Source organism: Cupriavidus sp. GW823-FHT07A04 (assembly GCF_058794615.1).
In genome coordinates this window covers 420,934-442,834 of record NZ_JBXAHA010000003.1, presented here as the reverse complement: position 1 = coordinate 442,834, position 21,901 = coordinate 420,934, and the positions used below count along the sequence as shown (strand labels likewise).

Here is a 21,901-nt window from a genome sequence, read left to right as displayed (position 1 = left end):
CACCATGAACCTGCGCCCGGCACGCACGCTTCAAGCCCTGGCTGCACTGGGGCTTGCCGCGCTGCTGTCCGGCTGCGACACGGTCGGCTACTACGCGCAGTCAATCGGCGGCCACCTTGGGGTGATGGCGGATTCCCGGCCATTGCCCGACGCCATTGCCGCGGCCCAGCAAGCCAAGGACACGCGGCTGGCTCAGCGCCTGGCCCTCGCCGGCACCATCCGCGACTTTGCTTCGCATGAGCTGAAGCTGCCGGACAACGGCAGCTACCGGCGCTACGCCAACCTGCACCGGTCGTATGTGGTGTGGAGCGTGTTCGCCACCCCCGAGCTGTCGATGGAACTGCACAAGTGGTGCTTCCTGGTGGTGGGCTGCATCAGTTACCGCGGCTATTACGCGCAGGAAGATGCCGACGGCTATGCGCAGGGCCTGCGCAAGGAGGGCCTGGAGCCGTATGTCGCCGGCATCCCGGCGTATTCCACGCTGGGCTATTTCGACGACCCGCTGCTCAATACCTTCGTCTATCAGCCCGAAGGCGAGCTGGCACGGCTGATCTTCCACGAACTGGCGCACCAGGTGGTCTATGTGCGCAATGACACCACCTTCAACGAGTCTTTTGCCACCGCGGTGGAAACGGCCGGGGTGGAGCGCTGGCTGGCGCTCGCGGCGTCGCCCGATGCCCGCGCCAGCTACCGCCAGTACGACCTGCGCCGCCAGCAATTTCGCGCGATGCTGCTGGACGCGCGCGATCGCCTCGATGCGCTCTATCACTCGCCCCTGTCAGACGATGCCAAGCGCGCGGGCAAGACGGAAATCTTCGCCGGCCTGCGTGCGCGCTATGCGAAGCTCAAGGAAGAGTGGGGCGGCTACAGCGGCTACGATCGCTGGTTCGAGCGGCCGCTGACCAATGCGCAGCTTGCCGCGGTGGCGACCTACCAGCAATGGGTGCCGGCTTTCACGGTGCTCCTGGCGCAAAACGGTGGCGACTGGACGGCGTTCTATGCCGAGGTCAGGCGCATCGGCGATCTGCCGCGCGCCGAACGCGATGCCCGCCTGCGTGAGCTGGCGCCCCCGGCCAGCGGCGGTGACGCGCTGACCGCCGGCGAGAGCGGGACCGCGGTAGGGGCCGCGATCGGCGCGGCACGCGCCAGCGGCGCGCCCGACATGCCATCCGCGCCCGCGGCGGGTGCCAAGCCTTGATGGACTGACTAGGTGCCCGTTGGGCGCTTCATCCGGCAGACAGAGGGCAGGTTCAGGTCTCCCCCTGCCGTCGTGCTGTCGAGGCGGAAGCCGTACTGCGTGCCTTCCACGCCAACCTTGACGGTCTTGCCGTCCACCGGCGCAATGGTCGAGACCACCTGCGGCAACAGCAACTGGTGATCGCTCTTGCGCATCAGCACGTCGCCAACGGGCGAGCGGTACTGCATGCCCTCGAGCGCAAACGCGATGCTGGTCGGGTCGTCGGATCTGGCGCGGCGAATCGCCTCGCTGAGCATTTGCACGGCGATCAGCACGCGCGGGGCGAAGTACTCGCCCGCCGGGGTTTGCCTGACCCGCGCCGCCAGCGCAGCCAGCACCGGATCGTCGCCGTTGGGCAGGTACTCGGCCACCCAGGTCAGGTGCGCGTTCTTTGCCTGCGACACGGCCAGCACTGTGCCGGGCGCGCCGCCGCCGCTATGGTTCAGGTAGTTCAGTTCGTAGCCGGCCTCGCCGCCGGCCTTGATCAGCAGGCTGAGGTCCTGGCCCCAGTTGCCCGTGACCACGGTATCGGCGCCGCTTTCCTTGATCCGGCTCATGTACGGCGCGAAGTCCTTGACTCGCGCCAGCGGGTGCAGCGCCTCGCCGACGAACTGCACGTCGGGCCGCGCTCCCGCGATCATCTGCCGGCCCAGTGCTGCCCAGATGCGGCCCTGGGTGTAATCCTGGTTGAGCAGGTAGACCTTGCGCATGCCCTTTTGCTCGCGCGCGAAATTGGCCAGCGCGCGCATTTTCATTGCCGTGTTCGCCTCGGTGGCGAAGTGCCAGAAGCTGCAGCGCGCGCCCGTCAGGTCGGGGTCGAGCGAGGCGTAGTTCATGATCAGCACGCGCTGCCCGGGGTTGCGCTCGTTGTGCCGGTTGACGGCCTCCACCAGCGCCGTGACCACCGGCGAGCCAGATGCGCCGGTGAACACCACTTGCACGCCGGCGTCGATCGCGCTTTGCAGCGCGATGAGGCTTTCCTGCGCAGAGAGCTTGTTGTCGTAGCTCACCAGCGCGTAGTTGCGCCCGAGCACGCCGCCTTGGGCGTTGGCGTCGTCGAGCGCGAACTTCAGGTTGGCCTGGAAGATCTGGCCCACGTTGGCCAGCGGCCCGGACAACTGGTCGATGAACGCCACCTTGATGGGTGCGGCGGCGTCCTGCGTTTTTTCCTGCGCCTTTTCCTGGGCCTGTAGCGGCAGCGCGCCGGCCAGCGCGAGCGCGGCAACGGCGACGCTGCGCATGAACACGCCACACGCCAGCGCGGCGATCCTGGCGGCGGCGCGTGGCGCGTGCCTCAAGTCATGGGACATCGATCCTCTCCTTCTGCTTGTCACCACGTGTCGATGAAACGGCGCGATCCGGCCGCCGGCGTATCGCGCGCGGCCGATGCCGGGAGCGCGGAGGCCAGGCCGCGCAGCAGCCAGTGGCGTGTGTCGGCCGGGTCGATGACGGCGTCGATTTCCAGGTGGCTAGCCATATTAAGCGCTCGGCCACGCTGGTAGGCGCCCTCGATCATGCGCGCAAACAAGGCTTCGCGCTCGTCCGGGTCGGCCACCGCTTCCAGTTCCTTGCGAAAACCCAGCCGGATCGAGCCCTCAATGCCCATCGCGCCGAACTCGCCGCTGGGCCAGGCTGCGGTAAAGAACGGCGCGCTGAAGCTGCCGCCAGCCATGGCTTGCGCGCCGAGCCCATAGCCCTTGCGCAGCACCACGGTGAAGAAGGGTACGCGCAGCGCGCCGGCGGTGACGAACAAGCGCGAGACGTGGCGCACCGTGGCGGTCTTTTCCGCCTCCGGTCCCACCATGAAGCCAGGCGTGTCGCACAGCGAGACGATGGGCAAGCCGTGCGCATCGCACAACTGCATGAAGCGCGCGGCCTTGTCGGCGGCCGCGGCATCGATGGCGCCGCCCAGGTGCCGCGGGTTGTTGGCGATGCAGCCAAAGGCGCGGCCCTCGATGCGGATCAGCGCGGTGATGATGCCCGCGCCAAAGGCGGCGCGCAGCTCCAGCACGGAGTCGTGATCGGCGAGCGCTGCGAGCACGCCACGCATGTCGTAGCTGCGCAGCCGGTTCTCAGGGATCAGGTGGCGCAGCGCGCGCGCATCGCCGGCTTCCCAGTTGGGCAGGTCGCCCTGGAAATAGGACAGGTAGCGGCGCGCCGTCTCCACCGCCGCTATCTCGTCGTCGACCAGCACGTCGATCACGCCATTGGGTGCTTGCACGCTCACCGGGCCGACTTCCTCCGGAGCGAACACGCCGAGCCCGCCGCCTTCGATCATGGCCGGGCCGCCCATGCCGATGGTGGCGTTGCGCGTGGCGATGATCACGTCGGCGCAGCCTAGCAGCGCGGCATTGCCGGCAAAGCAGCGCCCGGAGACGATGCCCACCAGCGGCACCTGGCCGGACAGCCGCGCGAACTGGATGAAGGACGTGCAATCCAGCCCGGCCACCACCGGGGTGTCAGTGTCTCCGGGCCGCCCGCCGCCGCCTTCGGCGAACAGCACCACCGGCAGGCGCCACTGGCGCGCCAGCGCCAGCATGCGGTCCAGTTTCTTGTGGCCGTAGAAGCCCTGGGTGCCGGCCAGCACCGTGTAGTCGTACGCCAGCACCATGCAGCGCGCATCCGTGGCCGGGAAGCGTTCGGCGTTGACGGTGCCAATGCCGGTGACGATGCCGTCGGCCGGCGTCGCGCGCTCCAGGTCTTCCACGCTGCGGCGCTGGCGTTGCGCGGCGATGGCGAGCGCGCCGTACTCGATGAACGAGCCTGCATCGCACAGCTGGGCGATGTTCTCGCGCGCGGTGCGCCCGCCGCGGGCATGGTGCTTGTCCACCGCCTGCGGGCGGGCCGCATCCTGCGTGAGCGCGTGGCGGGCCAGGGCGTCGCGCAGGTCCGCGCGGATATGGGCGGGATCCACGGCGGCGCCGGCCTGCGCTCCATGATGGCCACCGTCATCCAGCGACAGCACGATCACCGGTGCGCCCGCGCGCAGCACGTCGCCGGGCGTGGCCAGCACGCGTAGCACTTCGCCCGCGCCCGGCGCTTCCAGCGGGTGCTCCATCTTCATGGCTTCGATGATGGCCAGCGATTGGCCGCGCCGCACGCGGTCGCCGGGGCGCACCTGCACCGCTGCCAGCGCGCCGTCCATGGGTGCGCTGAGCAGCTCGGCATCCTCGGGCAGGTCGTCCGGCGGCGTGGATGCGAGCGCTTGCGGGCCGCTGGCCGCGGCCACCGCATGCAGCGCCGGATGGCCGGGATCGCTGCCCTGCGACTGCGCAACGAGGGCCGGTAGCGCCGCGTCCAGGTACTGCGTGTGGACTGCGTTGCGCCGCACATCGTCGCGCAGCAGCAGGTCCTGCAGCAGCCTGCGGTTGGTGTCGATGCCTTCGATGCGGAACTCGCACAGCGCCCGATAGGCCTGGGCCAGCGCGCGCGCGTAGTTGCCGCCTGGCTCATGCACGATCAGCTTGGCCAGCAGCGAGTCGAAACGCGGATTGAGCGTCATGCCGGCATGGCCCGCGCCATCGACGCGCACGCCGGGGCCGCTGGGCGGCTCGTAGGCATCGATGCGGCCGCTGGCGGGGCGCAGCTGCCCCTGCGCGTCGAGGTGCTCGGCGTTGATGCGCAACTGCACCGCGATGCCGCGCGGCGCGGGCGCTTGCGCCAGCCCGAGGTGGCCGAGATCCTGTCCGGCGGCAATGGCCAGCTGCAGCTGGACCAGGTCCACGCCGGTCACCATTTCCGTGACGGTGTGCTCCACCTGTAGGCGCGGATTGGCCTCCATGAACCAGAACTCGCCATCCGCACCATTCGCAGCATCCGCACCCAGCAGGAACTCAAAGGTGCCGATGCCGCGATAGGCGCTGGCGCGCGCCAGCGTGATCGCGGCCTGGGCCAGGCGCGCACGCATGCCTGCATCGAGCGAAGGGCTGGGCGCCACTTCAACCAGCTTCTGGTGCCTGCGCTGCAGGCTGCATTCGCGCTCGCCCAGGGCGATCACGCCGCCGGCCGCATCTGCCACTACCTGGATCTCGATATGGCGCGGCGCATGCACGATGCGCTCCACGTAGACGGCGCCGTTGCCGAACGCAGCCGTGGCCTCGGAGACGCAGCGGGCATAAGCCTCGTCGATGTCCGCTGCCGCGTGCACCGCGCGCATGCCGCGCCCGCCGCCGCCGGCCAGCGCCTTGATCATCATGCCCGCCGCCTTGCCTGGCGCTTGCAGCGAGGCAAAGAACGCATGCGTCGCTTCCAGTGTCGTCGGCCCGGTGGAGCCCGGCACCACCGGCACGTCGCACTCGTGCGCCAGCGCGCGCGCGCGCGCCTTGTCGCCGAACAGGCGCAGCACGTCGGGTGCGGGGCCGACGAAGGCCTGGCCGGCATCCAGGCAGGCCTGGGCAAACTCCGCGTTCTCGGACAACAGGCCGTAACCCGGGTGGACCACGTCGCAGCCACTGCGGCGCGCGGCGTCCACTACCTGCGCGATGTCGAGGTAGGCGCGCGGGCCGGTGCCGGGCAGCGCCACCGCGCCATCGGCCTTGCGTACGTGGAGGGCGTCGCGATCGTCCTCGCTATAAAGCGCCACGCTTTCCAGGCCCATTGCCGCGGCGGCGCGGGCGATGCGGATGGCGATTTCACCGCGATTGGCGATCAGTAGCTTGCAGAACGTCATGATGCGAAGAAGGTGAGTGTGGCGGAGTTCATAGGCAAGGGCATCGCGGGATCAGCCAAGCTGCTCGGCCAGCGGCGCCAGGTCCTGCTTGCGCACCTTGCCCGTGGCGGTCAGCGGCAGGGCGTCGACAATATGCACCAGCGGCACCTTGTAGACGGCCATGTTGGCGCGGCACCATTGCACCAGCGCCGCGTTGTCCACCGTGCCGATGGCTTCGGGCTTGAGCATGACAAAGGCCACCGGCAACTGGCCTCGGTCCTCATCCGCGCGGCCCAGCACCGCCGAGCCGAGAATGGCCGGATGCTGGCCCAGCAGCGCCTCGATCTCGGCCGGGAACACGCTCATGCCGTTGACCTTGAGCATCTCCTTGCGCCGCCCCAGGTAGTGCAGATAGCCGTGCTCGTCGATCAGGCCGATGTCGCCTGTGTGGAACCAGCCGTCGCGCAGCGCTTCGCGCGTGGCGTCGGGCTTGTTCCAGTAGCCTTTGAGCAGGGTTGGCGTGCGCACGCACAGCTCGCCCTCGGCGCCCGGCGGCAGCAGCTCGCCGCTGGCGAAGTCGCAGATCTTGAACTCGGTGCCGGGCACGGGCAGGCCGACAAAGATCGGCTGGGCGCGCAGGTCCAGGTCATCGTCCTGCATGCCGTAGGCAAAGGTGTTGCAGGTTTGCGTCTCGGTCATGCCCCAGGCGGTCTCGGCGATGACCGAGCCGGTCAGCGCCTGCCACGCGCGGCGATAAGGCAGGTTGAGCTTCTTGACGAAGGACGATACGCCCACGTAGCGCAGCGAGCGCAATGCGTACTGCGCCGCGCGCGGGTGCTCCATTACCTCCACCGCGTTGTCCACCAGCATCGACGCGTTGGTGACTTGGTAGCGCTGCACCGCCGCCATGAAGGTCTCGGGATCCCAGCGCGCCAGCAGCACCAGCGGGATGCCAAAGAAGGCGGGGAAGATCAGGCAGAGGTTTTCGCCCGCGATCCAGAACTCGGGGAAGAAGCCCAGCATGACGCTGTCGTCGGCGATGTCGAGCGAGACCGCGCCGAACGCGGCCGCCATGTCCACCATATCGCCCTGGGTGTGGATGCAGCCCTTGGGCAGGCCGGTGGTGCCGCCAGTGTAGTTGAGCGCGGCCACGGCATCGAGCGAGGCCGGTGTGGCAGGGGCTGCGTGCGTGCACGCCGCCATCGCGGACAGCAGGTCGATGGCGTGGCCGTCCGCTTCGCAGTCATGGCGCGGGGCCTGCACCATGGGCGGCAGCGGCAATGTGGGCTCGGTGGGAATCACGTCGGCAAAGCTGGTCGAAAACAGCAGGGCGAGCGGATCCTGCGCGCCCAGCGCGGCGCGCGTTTCGCGCACCAGCGGCACCAGCCGGTCCAGCGCGATCAGCGCGCGCGGCGTGCTGTCGGTGAGCGCGTGCTGCAACTCGGCGCGCTGCGAGAGCGGGCTGATCGGCACGTACACGGCGCCCAGCTTGAGGATGCCGAAGAACACGATGTGGAACTGCGGGCAGTTCGGCATCAGCACCGCCACGCGGTCACCGGCGCCGACGCCGTGTGCTGCCAGCAGCGCGGCGCAGCGCTCGCTCTGCGCGTCCAGCTCCGCGTAGGTGGTTTCGTGGCCGTAGAAGATCACCGCGGGGCGGTCTGGCCGGGTGCGGCCCCAGTGGCGCAGCATGTCCGTGAGCGGCTGGCGCCCCAGCGGATATTGCGGCGTGCGCGGGGTGCGCTCGGGCCATGCGCGCTGCCAGCGCGCATGCATGTCGGCCAGGTAGGTCGTTTCGTCCATTGGCGGTGTCTCCTTGCTGATGGGCCGCCAAGCCGGCTTGGGTTGGCGAAATTTACTCTTTGGTATATTTGTTTACCCTTGGGTATGATCGTATTGGCATTGCCGTCATGCGTCAAGCCAGGTGCCGCCCGCGTGAATCCAGGTTTCAGGGGGAGAGGGTCAACGCCAAAACGGACTGCCGGGCCTTCCAGCCGCGGCGCCATGCGAGAATCGCGTCATGCCGACTGCACAGAAAACCGCTCCCGCCGCCGAGGCCGCTCCGGAGATCGCTCCGGACGCCGTACCTGCCCGCTCGCATATCGCCGAGCGGCAGGAAGCGCGCCGCCGCCAGATCCTCGATGCCGCTGCCCAGCTGTTCTATACCAAGGGCTATCCCGGCATGACGATGAACGACCTGTGCCGCGCGCTGGGCGTGACCAAGCCGGCGGTGTACTACTACTTCACCGACAAGTACGAGATCTTCGACATCTTGTGCCGCGAGTCCGCGCAGACCTGCCTGCCGGTCATCCGCGAGACCGCCGACCCGGCGCTGCCGGTGCGCGAGCGCCTGCATACCTGCCTGCTGGAAATGGCGCGGCGTTGCATTGCCTGCTACGTGCCCGCCACGCTCAGCTTTCGCGACAACCAGTACCTGCGGCCGGAAACGGTGACGTGGCTGCGCAATATGGCGCGCGCCTTCTACCGCGACCTCTATGCGCTGCTGGAGGAAGGCAAGCGCACGGGCGTGTTCAGCTATGGCGACGCGCGCGTGACCGCCCATGCGATCGGCAGCGTGGTTGGCTTCATGTACACCTGGCACCAGCCCGAGCGCATGGAGGCGCAGGCGCTGGCGGAAGAGCTGGCCATGAGCATGATGAAGATGGTGTTGCCGGTGAACGCCTGACTTCGACAAGGCATTTCGTTGCGGCCTCGCGCAAGCCGCTAGGGGAATTCCCCAGTCCAGGTTGAACTGTGCGCTAAACTCCACGTCAGACGGTGGGGTGAGTCCAGAGGACTTCATCTAACGTGTTGTCTTAACCGGGTCGCGCGTTTAGCATCTGTCGAAAATCGAACGACCATTCAGAAAATCAGGAGACGGTGCATGGAAAGACTGTGGCTGAAGCATTACCCGGCCGGCGTGCCTGCCGAGATCGATAGCAGTCAGTTCCGCTCGCTGGCCGAATTGCTCGAGGCGTCCTTCCGCACCTATGCTGATCGCCGTGCCTTTGTGTGCATGGACAAGTCGATCACCTACGGCGAACTCGACCGCATGTCGCGGCAATTCGCAGCGTGGCTGCAGTCGCGCGGGCTCAAGCCGGGCGCGCGCGTGGCCATCATGATGCCCAACGTGCTGCAGTATCCGGTGGTGCTGGCCGCGGTGCTGCGTGCCGGCTTTGTCGTGGTCAACGTCAATCCGCTCTACACTCCGCGCGAACTCGAGCATCAACTCAAGGACAGCGGCGCCGAGGCCATCGTCATCCTCGAGAACTTCGCCACCACGCTGCAGCAAGTGCTGTCCGCCACGCCGGTCAAGCATGTGGTGGTGGCCAGCATGGGCGACCTGCTGGGCGGCCTCAAGGGCGCGATCGTCAATTTCGTGGTGCGCAACGTCAAGAAGATGGTGCCGGCCTGGGAGCTGCCCAACTGCGTGCGCTTCAACGCAGTGCTGGCAGAGGGGCGCAGCATGCAGTTGCAGCCTGCCACCACGGGCCCGGACGACGTTGCCTTCCTGCAATACACCGGTGGCACCACTGGCGTGTCCAAGGGCGCCGTGCTGCTGCACCGGAACATCGTCTCCAACGTGCTGCAGTCCGAAGCCTGGATGCAGCCGGCGCTGGCCAAGGGCGCACCGATCGACCAGGTGATCACCATCACGGCGCTGCCGCTGTACCACATCTTCGCACTGACGGTCTGCTGCCTGCTGGGCATGCGCAGCGGCGGCCTGAGCGTGCTGATTCCCAATCCGCGCGATATCCCCGGCTTCATCAAGGAGCTGCAGAAGTACAAGTTCAATATGTTCCCCGCGGTCAATACGCTGTACAACGCGCTGATCAACAGCCCGGATATCGACAAGGTCGATTTTTCTGGCTTGCGCGTGGCCAACGGCGGGGGCATGGCGGTGCAGGAAGCGGTGGCCAAGAAGTGGCTGGCCAGGACGGGCTGCCCGATCATCGAGGGCTACGGCCTGTCGGAGACCTCGCCTTCGGCGACCTGCAACCCGACTGATTCCGACGCGTTCTCCGGCACCATCGGCCTGCCGCTGCCGTCGACCGACATCGCCATTCGCGACGACGACGGCGCGGACGTGCCGCTCGGCCAGGCTGGCGAGATCTGCATCCGCGGCCCGCAGGTGATGGCCGGCTACTGGAACCGCCCGGACGAGACCGCCAAGGTCATGACGGCCGACGGCTTTTTCAAGTCCGGCGACATCGGTGTGATGGACGCGCGCGGCTACACCAAGATCGTCGACCGCAAGAAGGACATGATCCTGGTGTCCGGCTTCAACGTGTACCCGAACGAGGTCGAAGGCGTGGCCGCAGAGTGCCCGGGCGTGCTGGAGGTGGCAGCGGTGGGCGTGCCGGACGAGCATTCGGGCGAAGTGGTCAAGCTGTACGTGGTCCGCAAGGATCCCGCGCTGACGGAAGCCGAGCTGATCGCCTTCTGCAAGGAGCGCCTGACCGGCTACAAGCGGCCCAAGTTCGTGGAGTTCCGCAGCGAGTTGCCCAAGACCAATGTGGGCAAGATCCTGCGCCGCGAGCTGCGCGACAGCCGCAAGGCGGCCTGAGCGAAGAGCGCAAGCCAGCCACGCACGCCGCAGCAAGAACGGCCTCCCGCAAGGGAGGCCGTTTTTCATTCAGCGGGGCGCGTCAGCATTCCCGCGAGGGCACGAGCAGCGGCTCGGGGGCGCCGTCGGGATAGACCATCCGCACGCAGGCGCCGGGCTCCAGACCAGGTGCCGCAGGGCCATTGACGATGACGTTGCCGCCGCTGCCATCCAGTGGCGCCACCGTGTACTGGAACAGGTCCATGCGCGGCCGCGGCTGCGGGCGTAACAACGAGTTCAGGTCGACGGAAAAGCCAACGCCTGCGCCGCTCCAGCCACCGCCGTTCCATGCGCCGCCGCCAACGCCCACGGCGGTGCTCACCGCACCGTTGTCCGGCATGTCGACCTGGCCCACCAACGTCTTTGCGCCGATGCGCCCTAGTTTGATGGTGACGTTGAGCGGTGACACCTCGGGTCCTGGCGGCGTACTCTGGCAAGCCGCGAGGAGCAGCGTCAGCAGCGCGGCGCAAAGCGTGCCCGGTCCCGAGCGGGCTGCGTTCATGCGCTCACCAGCCCGGTCTTGAGCCGGCCCAGCAAGCGGAACAGGGCGCGCCGGTCGGTCTGGGGCAGGCCGCCGAACAATTGCTCGATCCAGTCTTCATGCGCGCGCGCCATCTTGGAAAACGCGGTGCGTCCGGCCGGCGTGAGCCGGATCAGGTAAGCGCGGCGATCGCTTGGCAAAGCCTCGCGCGAGACCAGGCCTTCTTGCTGGAGCTGGTCCGTGATGCCGGTGATGTTGCCGCCGGTGACCATCATGCGGCGCGACAGCTCGCCCATCTTCAGGCCCTCCGGATGGCGGTCGAGCTGGGACATCAGGTCAAAGCGCGGCAGGGTGCAGGCGAAATCCTGGCGCAGCCGGGAGCGGATGTCGGCCTCGACCAGATTGGTGCAGGTCAGCAGGCGCAGCCACAGGCGCAGGGCGTCGTGGGCGTTATCGTCGGCGCTGGTTTCGAGATCGACCGGCGCTTCTTCGGCGCCGGCCTTGGGCGGGGCCTCGGCGGCAGGTGGGGTGGGCATCGCGGCACGCTGGTTGTTTGATGCCTCAAGTATATGCGCTTGCACGTCGCCACGGGCCGGCGCGCGCCTCAATCCACCTTGGCGCCCGAGTCCTTGACCACCTTGGCCCACTTGGTGAGCTCGGCGCGGATAAAGGCGGCGAACTGCTCCGGCGTGTTGCCGACCGGGTCGGCGCCCTGGGCCAGCATCTTTTCCCGCATGGCCGGCGTGGCCAGCGCGCGCGTGACTTCCTGCTGGACGCGCGCGACGACCTCATGCGGCGTGCCGGCAGGCGCCAGCAAGCCGAACCAGGAACTGGCCTCGAAGCCCGGCAGGCGGGCCGCCTCTGCCACCGTTGGCACACCCGGCAGCGCCGGCGAGGGTTTGGCGCTGGTGACCGCCAGCGCCTTGAGCTTGCCGCTCTTGATCAGCGCCATCGACGAGGGCAGGTTGTCGAACATGAGCTGCATGGTGCCGCCGGCCAGGTCGGTCAGGGCCGGGCCGCTGCCCTTGTAAGGGAAGTGCACCATGAAGGTACGGGTCTGGGTCTTGAACAGCTCGCCTGCCAGGTGGATCGAGGTACCGTTGCCACTCGACGCCATATTGAGCTTGCCGGGGTTGGCGCGCGCATAGGCGATCAGGTCCGTGACGCTGTTGATGCGGTTTTGCTGCGCGAAGGCGGGGTTGACCACCAGTACATTGGGCACCGAGGCCACCTCGGTGATGGGGGTGAAGTCCTTGACCGGGTCGAACGGCAGCTTGCCGTACAGAGACTGGTTGATGCCATGCGTGCCCACCGTGCCCATCAGCAGCGTGTAGCCGTCCGGCGCGGCCTTGGCGACCATGTCGGTGCCGATGTTGCCGCCCGCGCCCGGCCGGTTGTCGACGACTACGTTCCAGCCCTGGAGCTTCGACAGCTCGGCGGCCACTGCACGCGCCAGGATGTCGGTCGTGCCGCCGGCGGGGAACGGCACCACCAGGCGGATCGGCTTGCTGGGATAGGGATCCGCGGCTTGCGCGGGCGCTTGCCAGGCAAGGGGGCCAAGGCAGGCACCGGCGAGGGTGGCAAGCAGCCTGTGGGTCGCGCGGCGGCGGGTGCGGTGCATGGGGTCTCCTTATGGGTGCCTGCGTTTTGCCGGACGGCGCGATGGCGTGGTACGCATCGCCGATACATCCCGAAGGCTGCTGCATTGTAGTGTCGGCATAACAATGTGCCGATAAGGTGATGCCCTAGGACAGGAAGGCGAGGCAGCGCCATGAAAAAAGGCACCCGAAGGTGCCTTTGCAGTGCCGCGCGGATGCGCTTAGAACTTGTGGCGGATACCCACGCCGACGCCCAGCATGTTGTCGTTGTTGGAGCCGAGGAAGTAGCCGTTGGCGAAGCTGATTGCCGAGGTGTCGAAATTCAGGCCGGCGTTCTTCGCGTACGCGGCCGTCAGGTAGACGTCGGTGCGCTTGGACAGGTTGTAGTCGGCGATGAACGAAACCTGCCACGGGTTCTTGACGTTGACGCCGCCGAGGTTCTTGACGTCGTCATAGTTGTACTGCAGCGTCAGGCCCAGCGGTGCGGTGACCTGGTAGTTGGCACCGATCCAGTAGTAGTTGTCGCGCAGAATGGGCGCGCCGTTCTGTGCCTTGGCCTGGCCCCAGCGATAGCCGCCCATGATCTTGGCCGGGCCGAAGGCATAGCTGCCTGCCACTGCCGCCTTCTTGAACGTGCCGGTGTCGCCGGTCGCGCTCAGGGTCGGGTTGTACTGGTCGTAGGCGATGGTTGCGCCGAACGGACCGGCAGCATAGCCCACGCCGGCGCCGTAGCCGGTGTCGCGGCGGAACTGGCCCGGGACTTCGCCGTTGCCTGCCACGCCGTTGCCGAAGGACCAGTGCGCGATCGCGGTCACCGGACCGAATACGCCCGTGTACTTGGCCGTGTTGTCGGAGCGGAAGTTCAGGCCGAGCTGGGCGACCACCGGCTCATACTGGGTGGCGTAGCCGCTGGGCGAGAAGTTGGCGAGCAGGTCGAACAGCGTGGTGTACTGGCGACCAAAGGTGAAGCGGCCAGCCTGGGCGCTTTCGATACCCACGTACGCTTGACGACCGAACAGCCGGCCGCCTTGCTGCAGCGAGCCGGTGTCGAGGGCGAAGCCGTTTTCGAGCACGAACAGCGCCTTCAAGCCGCCGCCCAGGTCTTCCACGCCGCGCAGGCCCCAGCGCGAGCCGGACAGGCCACCGGAGGACATGCGAAAGACAGAGTTGCCGCGACCGGGATTGAGCCCGTTGGCGGCCGACGGCGCAACGCCGAGATGATTGACGTATTCGAGGTTCATATCCGCAACGCCGTACAGCGTCACGCTGGACTGGGCCTGTGCGGCACCCGCGAATGCACCCAACGCAGCCAGCGCGAGAAGCGATTTTTTCATGCTCGATGATCTCCGTGTAAGAATTATTGGTGGCCAGCGGAGAAACCTCCTGAGTCTCCATTTTCCGCTTACCCAACTTCGTCAGAAGCTGCCAACTACTGTAACAAACCGCCTTCGATTCACAATCGGGTTCACTGCCCTTGTCAGCTTTTCACAACTCAGGGTTTTGGAGTATCTGGCCCTTGCCGGCACGGGCCACGCGGGAGAGGCCCGGCAAGTCCGCCACGGTACAATGCGGGAAATCCCGAGGGCGTATTCATCGGTCCATTTCCCCCTTCGCCAGGGCGTGGGACGCGGAACCGCTCCGAGCAACCACCAGCCATGCATCCATGGATACCTTGATTCGCGAATTCGATGTGGCCTTGCGCGCGATCGCAGGCGTCACCCGCGCCAGCCGCGCCAATCCTGCCGAGGCGCTTGCGCCCGATGCGCAGAGCCTCGACGAGACGCAACGCCGCCACGTGGCCGGGCTCATGCGCATCAATCACGTGGGTGAGGTCTGCGCGCAGGCCCTTTACCAGGCCCAGAAGCTGACCGCGCGCACGCCGCAGGTTCGCGCGCAGATGGATGAAGCCGCGCGCGAGGAAGAAGACCATCTCGGCTGGTGCGCCGAACGCCTGCGCGAGCTCGGCTCGCGTCCCAGCCTGCTCAACCCGCTCTGGTACGCGGGCGCGTTTGCCATCGGCTGGGCGGCGGGGCGAGCGGGCGACCGCGTCAGCCTGGGATTCGTCTCCGAGACCGAGTACCAGGTCGAGCAGCACCTGAATGGCCATCTCGAGCAGATCCCCGTTGCCGACGACCGGTCGCGCGCGATCCTGGAGCAGATGCGCGATGACGAGGTGAGGCACGGCGCCGCCGCCCGCGAGGCGGGCGGCATGCCGCTGCCCTCGCCGGTGCGCGCGATGATGCGGGCGGCCTCCAAGGTGATGACCACCGCCGCGTATCGGATCTGAGGGACGGCGACGGAGGCGGGAAGCCCCGCCCCGGCGCCTCGCGCGCCGGTAAGCCAGGTACCCCCCCGCACGCGGGGTAGACGCGAAAACGTTGTATCCTTCCATCGGTCCGGCTCGGCCGTTTTTCCTGCTGCAGGCAGTTCCTTCCTCAGTTGTTCTCAGGTGGTTTCTCTGCTTTCTTCCATAAGATCTTCATTTCATTGGGAATTCACTTTTTCGGTGCGCGAGGTGTGCGCGCTAAGTCATTGTTCTAATTAAAAAAACCCGGATTGTTGCCCCACAACGAGCCTTGACCCGTGAAATCGCTTCCTCTAAAGTGGGAAATAGTGTGAGGAAGTGTGTTTTTGTGTGAAAACGCAGTCTGGCTATGGGATCATCGCCCAACGTCGGATTTAAAGGATTCACGCGCCAGCCGGTGGCAAGCATGCCGGCGCGGACCGGGGAGCTAGCTTGTTTCAGGGCGCATCGGCGCTGTCACTGGATGCCAAGGGCCGGATGTCGATTCCGGCGCGGCACCGTGAAGCGCTACAACAGCAGGCCGAGGGCCGGGTAACGCTGACCAAGCACCCGGACGGCTGCCTGCTGCTGTTTCCGCGCCCTGAATGGGAAAACTTCCGTGGTCGCATAGCGGCTTTGCCGATGGACGCGCACTGGTGGAAGCGCATCTTCCTGGGCAATGCCGCTGATGTCGACATGGACGGCGCGGGCCGGGTGCTGATCGCCCCCGAGCTGCGTAGCGCCGCTTTGCTCGACAAGGAAGTCATGCTGCTCGGTATGGGCAGCCATTTCGAAGTCTGGGATGCCGCAACCTACGCCGCCAAGGAACAGCAGGCGATGGCGCAGGGCATGCCGGAAGCATTAAAGAATTTCTCTTTCTGACGAGGTCATGAGCTCAACCCAAACGCCGGGGACCACCGCCCTGCGCCATCGCACCGTGTTGCTGGACGAGGCTGTCGAAGCCCTGGTCTGGCGGCCCGATGGCGTCTATGTGGACGGCACCTTCGGCAGAGGGGGGCACAGCCGGGCAATTCTGGCCCGGCTGGGCCCGGCCGGGGCACTGGTGGCCTTCGACAAGGATCCGGCAGCAATCGCAGAGGCGGGCACCATCAAGGATGCCCGCTTCTCCATTGAGCACACCAGCTTCGCCGAGATGCCGGCGGCGCTGGCGGGCCGGGGAAAGGTCGCCGGGATATTGCTCGACCTGGGCATCAGCTCACCCCAGATCGACGACGCGGAGCGGGGGTTTTCCTTTCGCTTCGAGGGACCGCTGGACATGCGCATGGACACCACGCGCGGCATGACCGCCGCGCAGTGGCTGGCGCAAGCGGATGAGCAAGACATCGCAAGGGTGATACGGGACTATGGGGAAGAACGGTTTGCTGTACAGATTGCAAAGGCGGTTGTTGCTCGCCGGAGCGAACCCGGCCATGGCGGACCGCTTGCCACTACTGCCGAGCTTGCCGCGCTCGTGGCGAAAGCCGTCAAAACACGCGAGAAGGGTCAGGACCCTGCGACCCGCACCTTTCAGGCTCTACGGATTCACGTCAATCAAGAGCTTGCGGACCTCGAAAGCGGCCTGAGCGCCGCTTACGACTTGTTGCAGGAAGGCGGACGGCTGGTGGTCATCAGTTTTCATTCGCTTGAGGACCGCATCGTCAAGCGGTTCATGCAGGCGCACGCCCGTCCGCAGCAGAATGCCGATCCCGCCATGCGCCGCGCGCCCCTGCGCGCGGACCAGCTGCCGCAGCCCACGCTGAAGCTGCTCGGCCGGGTCAAGCCGGGCGCCGAAGAGGTTGCCGCCAATCCGCGTGCCCGCTCCGCGGTGATGCGCGTGGCCGAGAAGCTGCCGTCCCCGGCGTCCCCTTCGTCCGCTTCCACCCAGAAGGCGGGCCGCCCATGAACCGCCTGACTTTCTTCCTGCTGGCTGCCCTGATGCTGTGCGCGCTCTCGCTGGTGAGCGCGCAGCACCAAGCCCGCACCCTGTTCGTCGCCCACGAGCGCGCGCAAGCGGAAGAAAAGCAGCTCGACATCGACTGGTCCCGCTTGCAGTACCAGCAGAGCTCGCTCGGCAAGAGCGCGCGCATCGCGGACGCAGCCCGGACACAGTTGAAGATGACGCCGGTGCTTCCCGGCAGGACCCAATACCTGGCCGGCGTGGTGCTGGACGCGCCGCCCGCCAGCGCGCCCGCGGCTGCAGCACCCGAGGGGAGTAAGCCATGACCATCGCCCGGCCCTCGCAAAACGCCCAGCGCGGCAACCCTTCGCGCCCGCGCACCGGCCAGTTCGCCGCTAGCCCCGTGCTTGGCTTGCGCCTGCCGATGTGGCGCTCGAAGCTGGTGGTGTTCATGATGTTCGCCGCCTTCGTCGCCCTGGCTGGGCGCGCGCTCTGGATCCAGGGCCCGGGCAACCAGTTCTACGAGGCCGAAGGCAAGAAGCGCTTCCAGCGCACGCTCGAGCTGCCCGCAACGCGCGGCAAGATCCTCGACCGCAATGGGCTGGTGCTGGCGACCAGCTTGCCCGTGAAGGCCATCTGGGCGGTCCCGGAGGATGTGCCCGACGAGATCGAGGCTGACAAGATCCGCCAGTTGAGCAAGCTGCTCGACATGAGCGACAAGGAACTGCGCCGCAAATTCACGGAAGACAAGAGCTTCGTCTACCTGAAGCGCCAGGTGCTGCAGGATGTCGCGGACAAGATCGCCGCGCTCAAGATCGAAGGCATTCACCAGACCCGCGAATACAAGCGCTTCTATCCGGAAGGCGAGGCGATGGCGCACATCGTCGGCTTTACCAATGTCGAAGACCGCGGCCAGGAAGGCGTGGAGCTGGCGCGCGAGGGCGTGCTGGCCGGCAAGTCCGGCGCGCGCCAGGTGATCAAGGACCGCCTTGGCCGCGTGGTGGAGGATGTGGGCATCCTCAAGACGCCGCGCGACGGCGAGGACCAGCAGCTCTCCATCGACGCCAAGATCCAGTACCTGGCCTACAACGAGGTAAAGGCCATCGTCGAGCGCAGCAAGGCCAAGGCGGCCAGCGCCGTGGTGCTCGACGCGCAGACCGGCGAGGTGCTGGCGCTGGCCAACTGGCCGACCTACAACCCCAACGACCGCACCCGCCTGTCGGGCGAGCAGCTGCGCAACCGGGTCCTGACCGACACCTTCGAGCCGGGCTCGATGATGAAGCCGATCACGATCGGCCTGGCGCTGCAGCTCAAGCGCGTCACGCCGTCGACGGTATTTGCCACGACCGGCAAGTTCAACTACGAAGGCGCCACCATCAGCGACACCCACAACTACGGGGCGCTGACCGTGGCCGGCATCATCCAGAAGTCCAGCAACATCGGCACGACCAAGATTTCGATGCTGCTCAAGCCACAGGAAATGTGGGATATGTATATGAGCGTGGGCCTGGGCCAGGCGCCCAAGATCGGCTTCCCCGGCGCCGTGGCCGGACGGGTGCGCCCGTACAAGAGCTGGCGGCCCATCGAGCAGGCGACCATGTCCTATGGGTACGGCCTGTCGGTGTCGCTGTTCCAGATCGCCCACGCTTACACCATCTTCGCCCATGATGGCGAACTGATCCCGGTCACCATGTTCCGGAACCAGGGCCCGGTCACTGGCGAGCGCGTGCTGTCGCCCGAGGTGGCGCGCCAGGTGCGGGCCATGCTGGAGACGGTGACGGCGCCTGGCGGCACTGCGCCTGAAGCCCAGGTGATGGGCTACCGGGTTGGCGGCAAGACGGGCACGGCGTACAAGCACGTGGGCCGCGGCTACGACCGCAGCAAGTACCGGGCTTCCTTCATCGGCCTGGCGCCGATGTCCAACCCGCGCGTGATCGTGGCCGTGAGCGTGGATGAGCCTACCTCCGGCAGCCACTATGGTGGCGCCGCTGCGGGCCCGGCCTTCTCCGCGATTACCGGCGGCGCGCTACGCGCGCTCAATGTGCAACCGGATTCGCCGATCCGCCAGTTGGTCGTGAGCGACAAGGTGCAGGAAAGCGAACCGTGGAGCGCGACGCAATGACCCGTACGCTGCTCCCCCTCGAAGTGGCCGCGCAGGCTGGCGATGCCTTGGCCTGGCTGCGCCAGCACGCGCCCGCCGGCGCCAAGCTGACGGGCGACACGCGCCGTCTGGCCCAGGGCGACGTGTTCTTTGCCTATGTGCTGGGCAATGCGCGCCTGTCGACCGATGGGCGCCCCCATATCGCCCAGGCGATCGCCCGCGGCGCCAGCGCCGTGGTCTTTGAGGCCGATGGTTTCGCCTGGCCGCATGGCGAAGGCGTGCCGCATCTTGGCGTGTCGGGCCTGCACCAGTTCGCCGGCCCGATTGCGGCCAGCTGGTATGACAACGCCGCGCGCGATCTCGCCGTGACCGGCATCACCGGCACCAATGGCAAGACGTCGTGCTGCCAGTGGCTGGCGCGCGTGCTGCAGGCCGCGGGCAAGCGCTGCGCCACCATCGGCACGCTTGGCACCGGTTTTCCTGATGCGCTCACGGCGACCGGCTTCACCACGCCCGACGCCGTCCAGCTGCAGGACAGCCTGGCCGCGCTGCATGGCGCCGGCGCGCGCGCGGTCGCCATGGAAGTGTCCTCGCACGGCCTGGAGCAAGGCCGCGTGGCCGGCACGCACTTTGCGGTGGCGGTGCTGACCAACCTGACCCAGGACCATCTCGACTACCACGGCACCATGGCCGAGTACGAGGCGGCCAAGGCCCTGCTGTTCCAATGGCCCGGCCTGCGTGCCGCCGTGATCAACCGCGACGATGCCATGGGTGGTCGCCTGCTGGCCAACCCCGCGCTCGCCGCGCAGGTGATCGAATACGGCATCGATGGCGCGGCCGCCCCTACCCGCAAGACAGGCCAGTGGCTGCGCGCGACCAACGTGCGCGCCACCGCTGCCGGCACGGCCTTCCATGTGGATGGCAGCTTCGGCAGCGCCGATGTCAGCACGCCGATGATCGGCGCTTTCAATGTCAGCAACCTGCTCGCCGTGCTGGGCGCCACGCTGGCCAACGGCATTGCCTGGGCTGCTGCCATCGACGCGCTGCGCACCCTCAAGCCGGTCGACGGCCGCATGGAGTTGTTCGGCGGCAGCCATGGCGGCCAGGACGGGCCGCTGGCAGTGGTCGATTACGCCCACACCCCGGATGCACTGGAAAAGACGCTGGATGCGCTGCGCCCCGTGGCCCAGGCCCGCAAGGGCCGGCTGTGGTGCGTGTTCGGCTGTGGCGGCGACCGCGACCCGATCAAGCGCCCGCTGATGGGCGAAGTGGCCGAGCGGCTCGCCGACGAGGTGGTGCTGACCAGCGACAACCCGCGCAGCGAAGACCCGCAAGACATCCTGAACGCCATTGCCGACGGCATGGCCGACCGCAGCCGCGCGCACCTGATCGAGGACCGCGCAGCTGCCATCCTGTATGCCATCAAGCACGCCACCGTAGCCGATGTGGTGCTGGTGGCCGGCAAGGGGCACGAAGCCACCCAGGAGGTGCAGGGCCGCAAGCGGCCTTTCTCCGACCGCGAGCATGTCCGGCTGACGCTGGGCACGCGTGGGGTGTCAGCATGACGCAATACACCATGACCGATTTGCAGCAAGCCGCCGGCTGGATCGCCGGCGCGCGTCTTTCCGGGCCCGATGGCGCAGCCAGCCGGGCGTTCTCGCGCGTGCTGACTGACAGCCGCACGGTCCAGCCCGGCGACCTGTTTGTCGCGCTCAAGGGCGAGCGCTTCGATGCGCACGATTTCCTGGCCGACGTGGTGGCGCGTGGCGCCGCCGCGGTGCTGGTGGACCATGAGCCCGACGCCGCGCTTGGCATTTCCGCCATCGTGGTGCCCGATACCCGCCTGGCGCTGGGCCAGCTGGCCGCCGGCTGGCGCCGCCGTTTCAGCCTGCCCGCGGTCGCGGTGACGGGCAGCAACGGCAAGACCACCGTCAAGGAGATGATCGCCGCGATCTTCGCGGCGGCGGTAGGGGAGGGCGCCCGCCTGGCAACGGGCGGCAACCTGAACAACGATATCGGCCTGCCGCTGACCGTGCTGCGGCTGTCCGCCGTGCACCGGCTCGCCGTGCTCGAGCTCGGCATGAACCACCCGGGTGAGACCGTCTACCTGGCCAGCATCGCACAGCCTACCGTGGCGGTGGTGACCAACGCGCAGCGCGAGCACCAGGAGTTCATGGTGAACGTGGAGGCCGTGGCGCATGAACACGCCGCGGCGATTGCGGCGTTGCCCGCAGACGGCGTGGCGGTGTTCCCGCTCGACGCCGAAGGCGGCGGCGCGCATGCCGGCATCTGGCGCCAGGCAGCCGGTGCGCGCCGCGTGCTGTCGTTTGGTCTGGATGCCAGCGCCGATGTCCGCGCCGATGTGGCTCTGGACGACGGCGTGCAAGTGATGCAGGTCAGCGCGCCTGGTGCTGCGTTCGAGGTCCGCCTGTCGGTGCTTGGCACCCACAACGTGCGCAACGCGCTGGCGGCGATCGCCTGCGCGCTGGGCGCGGGCGTCGGCATCGAGGCGATCCAGGCAGGGCTGGCCGGGTTTGCCGCGGTCAAGGGCCGGCTGCAGGTCAAGCATGCCACCGGCGGCACGCTGGTGATCGATGACAGCTACAACGCCAATCCCGATTCGGTACGAGCGGCTATCGACGTGCTGGCCGGGTTTGCCGCGCCGCGTTTGCTGGTGCTGGGCGACATGGGTGAAGTGGGTGACCAGGGGCCGGCCTTTCACACGGAGATCGGCGCCTACGCGAACGCGCGCGGCATCGAGGCGCTGTGGGCAACCGGCGAGGCCATGGTGCACGCCGTGCAGGCATTCGGCGCCACAGCCCGGTATTTCGAGCGGGCCGAGGACCTCGCCCAGGCGTTGGCGCAAGACAAGGACGGTGCCGTGGCGGCAGCAAGCGCGGTACTGGTGAAGGGATCTCGGTTCATGCGGATGGAACGGATGGTCGATGCGCTGGTCGCAAACACTCCCGCGCATTAATCGTCATCAATAGTTATTTACGCAATCAGTCAGATAGCCCGGCGCCGCTGGGTGGTTGTCGAAAGGAATACG

Annotated in this window: 17 protein-coding genes; 10 read left to right on the top strand and 7 right to left on the bottom strand. The window is 67.4% G+C overall.

The genetic code is table 11. From position 1 onward, the window contains the following. Positions 1-4 precede the first annotated feature (4 nt). Positions 5-1,198, top strand: coding sequence for an aminopeptidase (locus tag AC1Q7Q_RS07800; protein ID WP_492374459.1), 1,194 nt, complete (start codon positions 5-7; stop codon positions 1,196-1,198). 8 nt (positions 1,199-1,206) lie between these two features. Here the strand turns inward: AC1Q7Q_RS07800 and AC1Q7Q_RS07795 are convergent, their stop codons facing one another. From AC1Q7Q_RS07795 to AC1Q7Q_RS07785, 3 genes are read right to left on the bottom strand one after another with little or no spacing between them, the layout of a single operon-like run. Further along, a complete protein-coding gene (locus AC1Q7Q_RS07795) occupies positions 1,207-2,547 on the bottom strand; it encodes a branched-chain amino acid ABC transporter substrate-binding protein (protein WP_492374458.1) in 1,341 nt (446 codons plus the stop codon). 20 nt (positions 2,548-2,567) lie between these two features. Further along, positions 2,568-5,906: an acetyl-CoA carboxylase family protein gene (locus AC1Q7Q_RS07790; protein ID WP_492374457.1), complete on the bottom strand. Its 3,339-nt coding sequence runs from the start codon at positions 5,904-5,906 to the stop codon at positions 2,568-2,570. Between the two features lie 51 nt (positions 5,907-5,957). Then, positions 5,958-7,688 (bottom strand): AMP-binding protein, encoded by a 1,731-nt coding sequence (locus tag AC1Q7Q_RS07785; RefSeq protein WP_492374456.1) that lies wholly within the window; start codon positions 7,686-7,688, stop codon positions 5,958-5,960. Between the two features lie 217 nt (positions 7,689-7,905). Between AC1Q7Q_RS07785 and AC1Q7Q_RS07780 the strand changes: the two genes are divergently transcribed. Next, positions 7,906-8,571 carry a TetR/AcrR family transcriptional regulator gene (locus tag AC1Q7Q_RS07780; protein ID WP_492374455.1) on the top strand — a complete coding sequence of 222 codons (666 nt, stop codon included), beginning with the start codon at positions 7,906-7,908 and terminating at the stop codon, positions 8,569-8,571. Positions 8,572-8,769: 198 nt separating this feature from the next. Further along, the gene (locus AC1Q7Q_RS07775) at positions 8,770-10,452 is read left to right on the top strand and encodes a long-chain fatty acid--CoA ligase (RefSeq protein WP_492374454.1); all 1,683 of its coding nucleotides are present in this window, start codon (positions 8,770-8,772) and stop codon (positions 10,450-10,452) included. An 82-nt stretch (positions 10,453-10,534) separates the two neighbouring features. Here AC1Q7Q_RS07775 and AC1Q7Q_RS07770 read toward each other — a convergent pair whose 3' ends face one another. The 4 genes from AC1Q7Q_RS07770 to AC1Q7Q_RS07755 form a co-directional block, all read right to left on the bottom strand. Further along, complete coding sequence (locus AC1Q7Q_RS07770; RefSeq protein ID WP_492374453.1) at positions 10,535-10,993, bottom strand: hypothetical protein; 459 nt, start codon at positions 10,991-10,993, stop codon at positions 10,535-10,537. After that, a complete protein-coding gene (locus tag AC1Q7Q_RS07765; RefSeq protein WP_492374452.1) occupies positions 10,990-11,508 on the bottom strand; it encodes a MarR family winged helix-turn-helix transcriptional regulator in 519 nt (172 codons plus the stop codon). Before AC1Q7Q_RS07765 ends, AC1Q7Q_RS07770 begins: the two co-directional genes overlap by 4 nt. 68 nt (positions 11,509-11,576) lie before the next feature. Continuing rightward, positions 11,577-12,593, bottom strand: coding sequence for a Bug family tripartite tricarboxylate transporter substrate binding protein (locus AC1Q7Q_RS07760; RefSeq protein WP_492374451.1), 1,017 nt, complete (start codon positions 12,591-12,593; stop codon positions 11,577-11,579). A 198-nt stretch (positions 12,594-12,791) separates the two neighbouring features. Beyond that, positions 12,792-13,904, bottom strand: coding sequence for a porin (locus AC1Q7Q_RS07755; protein WP_492374450.1), 1,113 nt, complete (start codon positions 13,902-13,904; stop codon positions 12,792-12,794). A 329-nt stretch (positions 13,905-14,233) separates the two neighbouring features. Between AC1Q7Q_RS07755 and coq7 the strand changes: the two genes are divergently transcribed. The 7 genes from coq7 to AC1Q7Q_RS07720 all read left to right on the top strand — a co-directional run bounded on the left by coq7 (position 14,234) and on the right by AC1Q7Q_RS07720 (position 21,829). Continuing rightward, positions 14,234-14,857, top strand: coding sequence for a 2-polyprenyl-3-methyl-6-methoxy-1,4-benzoquinone monooxygenase (coq7, locus tag AC1Q7Q_RS07750; RefSeq protein WP_174423057.1), 624 nt, complete (start codon positions 14,234-14,236; stop codon positions 14,855-14,857). Positions 14,858-15,307: 450 nt separating this feature from the next. Continuing rightward, positions 15,308-15,736, top strand: coding sequence for a division/cell wall cluster transcriptional repressor MraZ (gene mraZ / locus AC1Q7Q_RS07745; RefSeq protein WP_150986800.1), 429 nt, complete (start codon positions 15,308-15,310; stop codon positions 15,734-15,736). 7 nt (positions 15,737-15,743) lie between these two features. Continuing rightward, positions 15,744-16,757: a 16S rRNA (cytosine(1402)-N(4))-methyltransferase RsmH gene (rsmH, locus tag AC1Q7Q_RS07740; protein ID WP_492374448.1), complete on the top strand. Its 1,014-nt coding sequence runs from the start codon at positions 15,744-15,746 to the stop codon at positions 16,755-16,757. Continuing rightward, positions 16,754-17,077 (top strand): cell division protein FtsL, encoded by a 324-nt coding sequence (gene ftsL / locus AC1Q7Q_RS07735; protein WP_043349840.1) that lies wholly within the window; start codon positions 16,754-16,756, stop codon positions 17,075-17,077. The genes rsmH and ftsL overlap by 4 nt, the downstream gene beginning before the upstream one ends. After that, positions 17,074-18,873 carry a peptidoglycan D,D-transpeptidase FtsI family protein gene (locus AC1Q7Q_RS07730; RefSeq protein ID WP_492374447.1) on the top strand — a complete coding sequence of 600 codons (1,800 nt, stop codon included), beginning with the start codon at positions 17,074-17,076 and terminating at the stop codon, positions 18,871-18,873. Before ftsL ends, AC1Q7Q_RS07730 begins: the two co-directional genes overlap by 4 nt. After that, entirely contained in the window at positions 18,870-20,417 is a 1,548-nt protein-coding gene (locus tag AC1Q7Q_RS07725) for a UDP-N-acetylmuramoyl-L-alanyl-D-glutamate--2,6-diaminopimelate ligase (RefSeq protein ID WP_492374446.1), read from the top strand. The genes AC1Q7Q_RS07730 and AC1Q7Q_RS07725 overlap by 4 nt, the downstream gene beginning before the upstream one ends. Further along, on the top strand, positions 20,414-21,829 hold the full coding sequence (locus tag AC1Q7Q_RS07720; RefSeq protein ID WP_492374445.1) for a UDP-N-acetylmuramoyl-tripeptide--D-alanyl-D-alanine ligase: 1,416 nt from the start codon (positions 20,414-20,416) through the stop codon (positions 21,827-21,829). Before AC1Q7Q_RS07725 ends, AC1Q7Q_RS07720 begins: the two co-directional genes overlap by 4 nt. Positions 21,830-21,901 lie beyond the last annotated feature (72 nt).

Bases quoted from the DNA above. Each gene is read 5' to 3' on its own strand.
- AC1Q7Q_RS07800 (WP_492374459.1), top strand. From the start codon at position 5: ATGAACCTGCGCCCGGCACGCACGCTTCAAGCCCTGGCTGCACTGGGG.
- AC1Q7Q_RS07795 (WP_492374458.1), bottom strand. From the start codon at position 2,547: ATGTCCCATGACTTGAGGCACGCGCCACGCGCCGCCGCCAGGATCGCC.
- AC1Q7Q_RS07790 (WP_492374457.1), bottom strand. From the start codon at position 5,906: ATGACGTTCTGCAAGCTACTGATCGCCAATCGCGGTGAAATCGCCATC.
- AC1Q7Q_RS07785 (WP_492374456.1), bottom strand. From the start codon at position 7,688: ATGGACGAAACGACCTACCTGGCCGACATGCATGCGCGCTGGCAGCGC.
- AC1Q7Q_RS07780 (WP_492374455.1), top strand. From the start codon at position 7,906: ATGCCGACTGCACAGAAAACCGCTCCCGCCGCCGAGGCCGCTCCGGAG.
- AC1Q7Q_RS07775 (WP_492374454.1), top strand. From the start codon at position 8,770: ATGGAAAGACTGTGGCTGAAGCATTACCCGGCCGGCGTGCCTGCCGAG.
- AC1Q7Q_RS07770 (WP_492374453.1), bottom strand. From the start codon at position 10,993: ATGAACGCAGCCCGCTCGGGACCGGGCACGCTTTGCGCCGCGCTGCTG.
- AC1Q7Q_RS07765 (WP_492374452.1), bottom strand. From the start codon at position 11,508: ATGCCCACCCCACCTGCCGCCGAGGCCCCGCCCAAGGCCGGCGCCGAA.
- AC1Q7Q_RS07760 (WP_492374451.1), bottom strand. From the start codon at position 12,593: ATGCACCGCACCCGCCGCCGCGCGACCCACAGGCTGCTTGCCACCCTC.
- AC1Q7Q_RS07755 (WP_492374450.1), bottom strand. From the start codon at position 13,904: ATGAAAAAATCGCTTCTCGCGCTGGCTGCGTTGGGTGCATTCGCGGGT.
- coq7 (WP_174423057.1), top strand. From the start codon at position 14,234: ATGGATACCTTGATTCGCGAATTCGATGTGGCCTTGCGCGCGATCGCA.
- rsmH (WP_492374448.1), top strand. From the start codon at position 15,744: ATGAGCTCAACCCAAACGCCGGGGACCACCGCCCTGCGCCATCGCACC.
- ftsL (WP_043349840.1), top strand. From the start codon at position 16,754: ATGAACCGCCTGACTTTCTTCCTGCTGGCTGCCCTGATGCTGTGCGCG.
- AC1Q7Q_RS07730 (WP_492374447.1), top strand. From the start codon at position 17,074: ATGACCATCGCCCGGCCCTCGCAAAACGCCCAGCGCGGCAACCCTTCG.
- AC1Q7Q_RS07725 (WP_492374446.1), top strand. From the start codon at position 18,870: ATGACCCGTACGCTGCTCCCCCTCGAAGTGGCCGCGCAGGCTGGCGAT.
- AC1Q7Q_RS07720 (WP_492374445.1), top strand. From the start codon at position 20,414: ATGACGCAATACACCATGACCGATTTGCAGCAAGCCGCCGGCTGGATC.